Source organism: Streptomyces sp. NPDC104367, assembly GCF_055583825.1.
Genome location: NZ_JBVJND010000079.1, coordinates 1 through 4138, shown reverse-complemented (window position 1 = coordinate 4138; position 4138 = coordinate 1). Strand labels below are relative to the sequence as shown.

Annotated in this window: 2 protein-coding genes; both read left to right on the top strand. The window is 66.4% G+C overall.

Annotated elements, in window-relative coordinates:
• The first annotated feature begins 368 nt into the window (after positions 1–368).
• Positions 369–2267 (top strand): hypothetical protein, encoded by a 1899-nt coding sequence (locus ACZ619_RS45620; RefSeq protein ID WP_469611943.1) that lies wholly within the window; start codon positions 369–371, stop codon positions 2265–2267.
• A 464-nt stretch (positions 2268–2731) separates the two neighbouring features.
• Complete coding sequence (locus ACZ619_RS45615) at positions 2732–3760, top strand: hypothetical protein (RefSeq protein ID WP_469611941.1); 1029 nt, start codon at positions 2732–2734, stop codon at positions 3758–3760.
• The last annotated feature ends 378 nt before the right edge of the window (positions 3761–4138 follow it).

The window sequence follows — 4138 nt, the reverse complement described above, 5'->3', positions numbered from 1 at the left end:
GCCAAGGAAAACCGCACACACCGCGACTGAACCAACCCCAGGGGGTCAATTCTGCGGGAGCGGAACGTGCTCAATTCTGCGGGAGCATTGACAGATGGGGCCAGCAATCCGGCTCCGGGCGCCGCCCTTGCGGCATTCGCCTGGACTTACCGGGTGACGACGCTCCGGCTGTACCCGCGGTGTTTGACACCTGGGCCCCACATGAGCTGAGGTGGAGCCACCTGGCCCCTGGAAGCGGCCAGCTCCGAGTGCCGTTGAACCGACCCTGGCACTGTCGGACAACCCTCTCCACGATCTCAAGATCAGCCACTTCATCGAACGGTTTCATGAGCCTTCTGTGCCAGGTCGGGGCACGCACCAGAAGGAGCATGATGTTGATCGAGGAGCAAGTCGCCGCCGCCCGGCAGCAGCTGACCGGGGAATCCCTGCGCGCCGTACGCCTGCGCGTCAAGGAACTGACGAGCTGGAAATCGCTTGTTCCGAGCGGTACGGACACCCAACTACTGCTGGAATCGCTCCTGTTGCAGCACATCGGCAACCCGCAGCTCTCCAGCCGCTACCCTCTCGGGATCGCCGAAGTCGTTCCGGCATCGAACCGCCTAGACATCCGTTTCGAGCATGTCGACCTGGTGGGCCCTGCCCTGGAGATGCTCCCCTACCGCGAGCGGGGCCAGCGGACGATCCACGGCGCTCCCGGCCTGTGGGCCCATGCGGTTAACAACAGCATCGAAATCGCGTTCGCACGCGACCCCAGCGCAGGTGTCATCGCGCTCACCTCACTGGACCGGTCCGACGATGTCGAAGGACTGCTCTCCGCACACGAAGCATCCCTTTCCACTCAGCGGCGCGTCCCTCTGTGGACCGTCGCCCCCGAGGCACTTCCGCCCGAGAGGTTCCCTACTGGCCGGCGCCGCAAGCCCCAACCGCGGACGATCATCGACGACCACCGCCCGGCGGTCGCACTGTCCAGCGCCGTCCTGCGTCGGATCCGGCTCTGGGACCGGCTGGCCGGCCACGCAGGTCTGAAGGTGTCGAACATGGCTGCAGACCACGGCCTGGACTGGCACATCGTGCGCGAGATCCAGCAAGGCGTCCCACTTCATGACGACCGGCTCGCCGCGATTCTCAGCGATCCCGTGGTCGGGCCGGGCCTGGTCACCAACGGCGAAGGCCACCACTGCGATGACGACCGTTGCGTCATGGAGTTCACCGCGCCAGCCCACCGCATGAGCAACTGGCACGGCATCCTGCGGGTAGAGACCGCTACGGCGAGCCTCCCGGCACAACCTGTGAGGCAGAGGCCACGCTATTTCACCGCTCTCGATGAGACCGCGTTCCCCAGCCACGGCACCATTCCCCGCAATACACCCGCAGCCCGCCAGCATGCTCAAGGCTCCCGGGTCGCCGAGTGCACCGAGCCGGTGATGGGCAAGTCCATGCAATTGCTCGCTCCTCGATTCAGCAGATCCAAGTGGGACCTGAAGAGGATGGCAATGCAGATCGGTGCGGCGTGGGCCTTGGACGGTTGTGCGGTCCTCGTGGTGAGCCACTCCTTCGACGCCGACAGTGGGATGCGCCGCCTCTACGAGAACGACGTGTTCGGTTGGTCCGTCCCGGACCGCCCGACCGCTGTTCCGTCCGTACCGTGGCGAAGGGGCAGGCTGGTCCCCGGCAACGGCGCACTGTTCACCCATACGGTGTCCAGCTCTCGTAGGGACGTGGGTGCCCTGCTCCAACAGGCACGCCGGCATTTCGACTGGATCATTTTCGTGGACTGCAACGACGACCTCGGTATGGGCCCCCACATCGAACAATCCGTGGACAGCCACTTCGTCGTCGTCGACTCCTCCGGGTACCCCGAGAGCTTCGTGACCGCAGAAGCACGCAATGGCGTCGCCGAGCACCGTGAAGTGGCTGTCACCCCGGCCGCCTCGGCCATGGCCTGGCGTCAGCAGCACCTCACCGGGATTCCTCTGGAGCGCGTCCCCGTCTCCGGCCTCATCCTTCGGCAATCGCCACAAGCCGGCAGCACCTCCTCACCGGACTTCACAGCGCAGGTGGATGCGGAACTCGCACGGTTCGGAATCCCGGTTCTAACCCGCCTCCCCGAAGATCCCAGCGTTGCCCTAGGAGACCCGTCCCCCACCGTGCTGGACTACGTCGACGACGCCTCCCGAGCGGCATACGTAAAGGCGTGCGGACCGATTCGCCTCGCCCTGAGCCGAGCCGAACGCTGCTCTATCCCGCCGGCAGATCCCTGGGGTTAGGCCAGGGGCGCCCTCGCCTCGCCCCGGGAATGTGACGTGCGGCTCTTCCCGTGCAACCTCTCGGGGCAACCATCCCGCCCGCCGCGTCCATCAGGCCACCGGCGGGCGGACCAGCGGCACGGCCCGTGTACCCGTCGGACTCACCGCCCCCAACAGACGGGCAGTGCACCAACACCCGTGCGAAACCGGGCCGGCTGAGGCACTCGCGGGCTGAACAACACCCGAACGTGCCGGTCCAGGCACTACTTCCCCTCTTTCGGGTGACCCTGCGGTCGGAAGTCCTCCTGATTACCCGTTCAGCGCCAGCAGGTGACCTACCGTGGGTCTGCGGCATGACCACCGCTCCCCGGAGACGCTTTCGGCCCTGCACCTCCACGCTCGGGTGAACCGGTCATCCAATGCAAGCTATGCATCCCACCGGATCTCGATTCCGTACGTCCTGGGCCGAGACGTGCAGGAGACCCATGCGCGTACAGCACCAAGACGTTGCACTGCTCCGACGCCTCTACACGGGCGAAAGCGTCCAACAAGCCCGCCGGGCAGTCGATGGCCTGCAGGACAGCCAGACCGTCCTACCGGAGGCCGCCTCGTTGGCCCAACGAGTCCTCGAAGCCCGCGTACTGGTTGCTCTCCTGGAGTTCCGCAACCTCTACACCCGTTTCCCTCTGGGTATCAGCGCGGTCCAGCCCCAGCCTGACTTGATCGGGCTCGGCATCGAGAGCGAGGAACGAGCGGCCGAGCTTCTTTTCAACCTCTTGCCCTCCTATGTCCCCGCCCACAATGAGGTACACGGCGTAGCCGGTCTGCGCATCATCCGGCGGCGTCGAACCACGATCGAGCTGCAGGTCCTGGGGGAGTCCGCTCGCCTACGGCTGACCGGGCTGCCGTCCACTCTCTGGCGAAGCGCCGAAGAACGAGCGCTCTCCACCTGGGTCGACGCGGACAGTATGCACCTGTGCTGGCGTGCCTCGCCGCGTGCCTGGACTGCGGAAGAGCGGGAACATCACGCTCGGTGGGAGAACCCCGCCGACGCGTACGTGCAGGTGAAGCGGCGCGGAGCCTGGCTGGGCAGCGGCCTGCTCCGGCGGGCCGCGCTCCTGCACACCGTCGCGAACACGTTCATGGCCGACGGACACCACTCTGCGGCCTTCGGCATGGCACGCATGGTCCTGCAGTCCTCGCACGCCCGCGCACAGGGGCCGGGACCGCACAACGTCGTGGCGGCCCTGCTGGACCCGGTATGCGGTCTGCCCCTTGAACTCAAGCGGTACCGCGGCGACACGGACGAAAACTACGGCAGCGACCAGCAGTTCGTCCTCGAAGACGCCGGCAAGACTGCCGTCCTCGATCTTCGGGCATCGGTGGAGCGGCCTCCCTCACGCCTTGCGCCCGAACTCTGGCAGGCCGTCGTGCGCCGTTTCCCCCGCTCAGGGTTCACGAACACCTTGTCCCCGAGGGTGCTCGCAGGCTTCTGCAGCCCCAGCGCCGCGTAAGAAGCACGACCGCCCGACTGACGGCCAAGCGCAAGCAGAGCTGGGCCGTCAGCGTGATATGCCCAACGACCCACCCCGAGCGCAGGGCCAGGCAACTGCCGTATGCGTAGGGTGCATCGCACGGGCCTGGCGAGGTCCGACGTGCGGCGCCCCGCCCGACAGGGCGCGCCGAGGGGAGCCAACCCGGCTGGCGTCGCGCTCAATACGGCATCGTGCACCGCGGAGGAAAGCCGCGCATCCTGGGTTGGGACAGGCAACGCGGCGGAAAGCCTTCCGTGAAGAGCTGAACCGCCCCGGGTTCGGTAGAGATCTCAGATTGTGGTGATGACCTGGGGTTTCGTGAGTTCGGTGTAGTAATTGGCTTCGTATTCGACGGGC

Excerpts from the sequence above, each read along its gene's own strand:
- ACZ619_RS45620 (WP_469611943.1), top strand. The coding sequence starts at position 369 with ATGATGTTGATCGAGGAGCAAGTCGCCGCCGCCCGGCAGCAGCTGACC.
- ACZ619_RS45615 (WP_469611941.1), top strand. The coding sequence starts at position 2,732 with ATGCGCGTACAGCACCAAGACGTTGCACTGCTCCGACGCCTCTACACG.